Annotated in this window: 5 protein-coding genes; 4 read left to right on the top strand and 1 reads right to left on the bottom strand. The window is 62.4% G+C overall.

The features are described from left to right. Positions 1 to 207: 207 nt before the first annotated feature. The gene (locus LJE91_07595; GenBank protein ID MCG6868581.1) at positions 208 to 492 is read right to left on the bottom strand and encodes a DUF1992 domain-containing protein; all 285 of its coding nucleotides are present in this window, start codon (positions 490 to 492) and stop codon (positions 208 to 210) included. 284 nt (positions 493 to 776) lie between these two features. On the opposite strand from LJE91_07595, the gene LJE91_07590 reads away from it, so the two are divergent. The 4 genes from LJE91_07590 to LJE91_07575 form a co-directional block, all read left to right on the top strand. After that, positions 777 to 1685 carry a hypothetical protein gene (locus tag LJE91_07590; GenBank protein ID MCG6868580.1) on the top strand — a complete coding sequence of 303 codons (909 nt, stop codon included), beginning with the start codon at positions 777 to 779 and terminating at the stop codon, positions 1683 to 1685. A gap of 250 nt (positions 1686 to 1935) precedes the next feature. After that, positions 1936 to 3018 carry an efflux RND transporter periplasmic adaptor subunit gene (locus LJE91_07585; protein ID MCG6868579.1) on the top strand — a complete coding sequence of 361 codons (1083 nt, stop codon included), beginning with the start codon at positions 1936 to 1938 and terminating at the stop codon, positions 3016 to 3018. After that, complete coding sequence (locus LJE91_07580; protein MCG6868578.1) at positions 3015 to 6161, top strand: efflux RND transporter permease subunit; 3147 nt, start codon at positions 3015 to 3017, stop codon at positions 6159 to 6161. Before LJE91_07585 ends, LJE91_07580 begins: the two co-directional genes overlap by 4 nt. A gap of 301 nt (positions 6162 to 6462) precedes the next feature. After that, positions 6463 to 6629, top strand: a 167-nt coding sequence (locus LJE91_07575) for an IS110 family transposase (protein MCG6868577.1), incomplete at its 3' end; no start/stop codon positions are given.

Genomic DNA, 6629 nt, shown 5'->3' with positions numbered 1-6629 from the left:
GACATACCATCCTGCTTGTCTTTTCGTCCGTCCTCTGTGTTGCGACAACAGTGACATCGTTCGACGATGCGCCTGTTGTCGCGCCTTGATAACGAACGAAAATCCGGCGCAATCCGGTATGTCATTTTCCGGCAATCGCCTCAGTGAAAAACAAGGGTCGGCAACGACCCGTCAATGACGCTACTGTCCCCTATTGTCGCCTCGTATTCAAGAACAATCCCCTTGTGGATCTGCGAGCGGCCACGTTGTCGCGCCTTGATGACGAACGAACATCCGGCGCAATCCGGTATGCCATTTTCCGGCAATCGCCTTACCGCGAAGAATCGCCGGAGAGACAGGCCTTAGCAGTCTGTACCCCGCCCGCAGTTCCTCCGGGACCCACGTGTCGTCATCCAGCGAGATGGGTTCGCCGGCGCCGGGCAAGCCGTCGAGTTCACCCCACTCGATTGCCGGCGCGATGTGCCGTTCCGCGATCTGATCGATCAGCCACATGGTATTTGTGCCCGGATTAGTGCGAGCATAAACGCCCTCATACGAAGATCCAGTGTCTCTCGAGGCGGTTCTCGCACTCGCCAGGGCCGTAGCTACCTGGAGGTGGAGGCTCCGATGGCTGGCGTCCGAATCGCGTCTCCGATGCTGAGGGACGGCAGCCGATACCGTGGCCGGTCAACGAACCCGATTCGAGAGGGTTGGTACCGAGAATCCTGGGCTACTATTCAATGATGAATCACCCTGGCTATTGAATCCGAACGATTACCCGGGCAATGTGTATCGCCATGACGGAACCGGTAGAGAACGGAACTCGGCGGGATATCGAAGGCGTTCCCAGCATCTACTACGACGGTTACTGGATCATGCGATACGACCCGCCCCGCGACAGCCTGACCGCCAAGAAACAACTCATCGTCGCGTTGACGCGGCGTCTCTTTAACCACGTCGAGCACGGAATCAATGTTCCCGGGACTCGCCTCGCGGAAGTCAGGCGAGCCTATGAAGCGGAAAATCATCCCGAGAGAAAGCGGGTCAAGGGTACGATGCTGGCCGGCGCACTGTTCAACCGGGCCACGGATATTTTCACCAAGCTTGTGGAACTGCAGGAACTCGGCGTCGAAATAAGGCCAGACAACCCCTTGATGCGTGAATGCGGTGGATGTCTCATCGAAGCGCTCGAATTCGGCAAGACGGTTCGGCATCGAAGCGGCGCTGAATGTCTGGACGAGCTTTGGGGAGAACCCTTCAAGGCGTTCTCGATTCCTGTCGAGGCATTCTATGAGAGCCGCTACATAAAGATCGCGCAAACCATGCGGGCAATCGATCGAATCGCGGACAAGATCGTGAACACGCTGACGCACACACGCCTGTTTAATGCAGTCAGACAACCGATGAAAGAATTCGCCGAGGCAGCCAAGCGCAAATGCGAAACCCTGCGAACCGATCCCGCCATATTCGATGTCTGGCCTTCCTTCGTTGTGTCGGGCGAACGCCTGTTGAACACCATCCCGGAGCCTTTGCCCACATCATCCGTTTCGGAAAAAAGAGCGATCGAGGACGCTTCCCGCTTGATCGAGGAGGCGAAAACGCTGATCACCTATATCACCCGGGCCCGTGTTCCAATGCCCAAGAGCACAGCGGAGTTTTTTGAGGGTTGCGATCGTTATCGGGAGTCTCTGGATCATCGTGAGTAACACGGCCGTCGTTGGCAGTGATGTCATCGAGATCGCGGTTAACGCGGTCACCTCCGAATCGAATCGACAGGCAGGTCGGCTACCGCAATCGCCGCCAACGCCACGCCGCACCGATACCGTTCTGTGATCCCCGTCCCGTCACGGACGGATATCTCACGCCAGAATCTGTCAAATCCCCCGAGTCCAAGTAAAATCTGCGAGGATGTCTCCTTGCCGGGGCACCGGAACGCGTCCACCATCAACTCCTTCCATGCGCAACGCCCTGCTTTCAGCCTTTCTGCTCCTGACGCTCCATGCCTGTCATCGATCGGAACCGGCCGGTGAATCGCACCGCAGTGCCGATCCCGTCATACCCGTGGCAGTGGCGACCGCCCGCGACAGATCCCTGACCAGGCAGCGCCGGGTCGTCGGCAAGCTGATCGCCGATCGGGAGTTCCACATCTACAGCGAGATCGACGGCAAGATTCTGTCGATGCCGTATCGCGAGGGCGACAAGGTCAGGGCCGGCGACATCGTGGTCAGCCTCGACGACGAACTGATCCGCGCCGAGCTGAGCAAGGCCCGCGCCCAGAGACGGCAAACCGAAGCGGACCTGACACGTCAGGAACGACTGTTCGAACGCAAGGGAACTTCCGAGGACGAGGTCGCGCGCGCCCACACCGCCGTCGCGCTCGCCCGGGCCGAAGAGGCGCTGCAGCGCACACTGCTCTCCCGCGCTGAGATCAGGGCACCTTTCAACGCTGTCATCAGCGCTCGCTTCAACGAGCCCGGCGATGTCGTGCCTCGCCACACCCGGCTGCTCACCCTGTTCGATCCAGGGAAAATCTCGGTTTCGACCGGCGTATCCGAGCTGCTGATCCCGAAACTGCGACCCGGCGATCCGGTGGAGGTGCAGATCGATGCCCTCGGCGAGACGGTATTCCCTGGCCGCATCTCGCGGGTCTTTCCCGTCATCGATCCCGAGGCACTGCAGGGAACCATCGAGGTCGAACTGTCCCCCCCTCCACCGGGCGCGAGACCGGGTCAGCTTGCCAGGGTCACGCTGACCTCACCGCCACGGAATGCGCTGGCCGTACCGTTCGGCGCCGTGCGCAAGGACGGCGACGGGGCCTACGTCTACCGGATCGGTGAGGACGACAAGGCCCATCGCGTCGCGATCCGCACCGGAGATCAGTACGGATCGCTGATCACGGTGGAAGACGGGCTCCAGCCGGGAGACCGGGTCGTGGTCCGCGGGCTCCTGAGGATGCGTGACGGCCGCAAGGTCAAGGTCGTCCAGGAGAACGATGCCCACACGATGCAGGGGCCGCGGGAAGCGGCAGCGGGTTCGTGAACGGGCGGTTCCGCACCGGGGGCCTGGCGAGCTGGGCGGTCCGTCGCCCGGTCGCGGTCTGTGTGCTGGCGACGGCGATCGTCGCGCCAGGCCTGCTCTCGCTCTGGCAACTGAACGTCGACCTGCTTCCCGACCTGATCTATCCCACCGTGCACGTGCGCGTCATGAACCCGGGGGTGTCCGCCCGGATCATGGAGGACCAGGTCACCCGTCAGGTGGAGGAACAGCTTTCGGTGACCGAGGGCGCGGTGGACGTGCAGTCCTTTACCCAAGAAGGACGCAGCGCGGTCGATCTGTTTTTCCCCTACGGCACGGACATCAACGCGGCGCTTCGCGACGCGAGCACGAGACTGGACCGGGCGAAGCGTCAATTGCCTACGGATATCGAACCGCCGTCGATCTACAAGCGCGACCCCTCTCAGGCCCCGGTCATGGAACTGGTCGTCAGTTCCGGGCTTCGCGATACCACCGAACTCTACGAGTGGGTCGACTACCTGTTCGCCCGGAACTTCGTCAACCTGCCCGGTGTCGCGGCCGCCGAAGTGGGCGGCGGATCCGCCCGGGAGATCGATATCGAGGTGGATCAGGAGCGCCTCTCGGCATCGGGGCTGACCTTCGGCGACATCGCCGAGGCGGTGACCGCCGAGAACCGTGACGCCACCGGCGGTCAACTCCTCACGGCCCGCAGCGAGTTGTCCACACGTGTGGTCGGACGCGCCAAGCAGGCCGGGGATCTGCGTCATATCCCGCTGGAAGGCGGGGCCGACAGCGATGCCGAGGACGGTACGCGCGCCGACCTCAGCGTGGGAGACATCGCCCACATCAACGACGGACTGGCAAGAGAGCAACTCCGGATCCGGCTGAACGACCGTCCCGGGGTGAAGGTCACGATCCGCAAACAACCGCAGGCCAACACCGTCGCCGTTGTCGACAATGTCACCCAACACCTGGCGTGGATGCGCGAAAACCGGCTCATCCCCTCGGATGTCCAGGTGCACGTCGTCAACGATCAATCGGTGTTCGTTCGCCATGCCCTGCGCAATGCGGCGTCCGCGGCGGGCCTGGGCGGACTGCTCGCGATGACCGTCGTCTATCTCTTTCTGGGCAACCTCAAACGCACACTGATCGTCGGCACCTCCATTCCGCTGGCCCTGTTGGTCACGTTCCTGCTGATGCAACTGGCGGGGCTTTCGCTGAACATCATGACACTCGGTGGACTGGCGCTGGGGATCGGTATCCTGGTCGACAGCACCATCGTGATGCTGGAGAACATCTACCGTCACCAGCGCGCCGGCGAGGCATCGCTCGACGACGCGATCGCCGCGGCCAGGGAGGTCAACAGCCCGATCGTCGCCTCCACCACGACCAACCTGGCCGCGGTGCTCCCCTTCGTGTTCATCGGCGGCCTGATGGGTCTGCTGTTCCGGGAACTGATCTTCACGATTTCGGCCGCCATCTTCGCCTCGATGGTCGTCGCCCTGACCCTGGTCCCAACCCTCGCGGCAAGGGTACGCGATACACGTAACGGCGCCGTCCGCCGCCTCACCGAACGTGTCACGCATTGGCTGCAGCTTCGCTACGAAAGGATCACCCTGGGGCTGCTGCGCGCACCCTGGCTCCCGGCGTTGATCCTGCTGCCGGCGCTCGCCTGGGCGATACACTTCGTTTCCGAGAGCGAAAAGATCTTTCTGCCGTCGGTGGACGAGGGGCAGGTGAGGATACGCGTCAAGGGTGACGCCGGTATGCAACTGGAGGAGACGGACGCCATCGTCAGAAGGCTGGAATCCGCGCTTCGCGAACAGCCCGAGGTGGACACCGTGTTCGTGCAGTCCGGGGGATGGGTATACGGCAGGATAGAGGTGTTCACCGGCAACCGCGCCACGATTTCGGTCCAGCTTGTGCCGCCGGAGCAGCGCACCCTCAGCACGCGGCAGTGGGTCGAGCACTTCATGGAAACGGTGGTGGATCCCATGGAACTGACCGGGGTTCATGTCTGGACCTGGGTGCGGGACCAGGTCCGGGGCATTCGTGTCGGCAGCGGGGAGGAGGACCTCAACCTGCGGATCGCAGGCCCCGACCTCGCAACCCTGACCCGACTCGCCGACGACGCGGTCGAACGCCTGAAAGGCATTCCCGGACTGCGCAACCTGCGACACTCCTACGACACACCGGTCGAGGAGCTGGACATCGTGCTCGATCGCGCCCGGGCCTCGGACCTGGGGGTCTCGATCGACGACATCTCACGCGCCGTACGGGTGGCGCTCGACGGCATCGTGGTGTCCGACTTCTACGACGGCGACCGAAAAATCGACGTTCGTCTGAGACTCCCGCCCGACAGCATCGACGACATCGATGACCTCGGCAACGTTGTCGTGGCGCTGCGCGACGGCAAGCCCGTGCGTATCCGTCACGTCGCCCGGATCGACCTGGTCCCTGCGCCGGCGAGGATCTTCAGGGACCGTCAGGTCCGCGCCGCCGAGATCTCCGCCAACCTGACCGGGGACCGGCCGCTGGATACGATCATGGCCGAGGCCCGCGATCGGCTCGACGACCTCCCGCTCCCGCCCGGCTACACGCTTTACGACGACGGCGCGCTTGAGACGCTGAAAAAGGGACAGCAGCTCGGTTTCTTTCTGCTCGCTCTCGCCCTGTTTCTGGTGTTCGTCGTCATGGCGGTGCAATACGAATCCCTGGTCAACCCACTGGTCATCCTCACCAGCGTCCCTTTCGCCTTGATCGGCGTAAGTTCGGGTCTCTGGTACAACGGCCTTCCCCTGTCCATGCCGGTGTGGCTCGGGATGATCATGCTCGCCGGCATCGTGGTCAACAACGCGATCGTGCTGGTCGAGCAGATCGAGATCGAGCTGGAACGGGGAGCGTCGCTAAACCGGGCCATCGCCCACGCGGCCTACCTGCGGCTACGCCCCATCCTGATGACGACCCTGACCACCGTCGCAGGGATGGCGCCCCTGGCCATGGGTATCGGCGAGGGTTCGGAGATGCTGCAGCCCCTGGCTGTAGTGATCGTATGGGGTCTGAGCTTCTCGATGTTCGTCACCCTGGTGCTCGTACCCACGATCTTCCGGATGCTCCACGGCGGTCTGAGACAGGGTAAGTCGGCCATCGCCCCGCTTACCGATTGAGCCCGCGACCGAATTTCGATAAGGCGATCACGCCACTCGGCACGCCTTTTCGTTCATTGAAACCCTCCACGGGCCGCCGCCCCGCACCTGTAGGAAAACAAACTCGCGTGGTCCTAGACTATTGGTGTAGCCCAAGAGGAGAGGCCGTTGGCTTTTTGGTGGCATCGACCCCGTAAAAAAACATGGCCTGGGGACAGTTGCGGATCTGCGTGTGGTGACGCCTTCGGGCGATCCCGGTTAGGAAAGTGATCGATTCCGCCGTCCCTGCTCTCGGGATCAATCGGACCACGGGAGTTTCGCCATGGGGCAATCGACAAAGAACAGACGTAGCCGAAAGAGGCGGTTTTCCACTATCAATCTCAACGCAGCGGGTATCGATGTCGGCTCGCAATTTCACGTTGTTGCCGTGCCGAATGACCGCGACGAGGAACCCGTGCGGACCTTTCAAAGCTTCACCGGTGACCTGCA

The sequence above is a fragment of the Gammaproteobacteria bacterium genome, from assembly GCA_022340215.1.
Lineage (GTDB): Bacteria > Pseudomonadota > Gammaproteobacteria > JAJDOJ01 > JAJDOJ01 > JAJDOJ01.
Note: the sequence above shows the minus strand (reverse complement) of the source record. Positions and strands in the feature narration are given on the sequence as shown.

What these genes read in the sequence shown, in the direction of transcription:
- LJE91_07590 (MCG6868580.1), top strand. Translation starts at nt 777, where the DNA reads ATGACGGAACCGGTAGAGAACGGAACTCGGCGGGATATCGAAGGCGTT.
- LJE91_07595 (MCG6868581.1), bottom strand. Translation starts at nt 492, where the DNA reads ATGTGGCTGATCGATCAGATCGCGGAACGGCACATCGCGCCGGCAATC.
- LJE91_07585 (MCG6868579.1), top strand. Translation starts at nt 1,936, where the DNA reads ATGCGCAACGCCCTGCTTTCAGCCTTTCTGCTCCTGACGCTCCATGCC.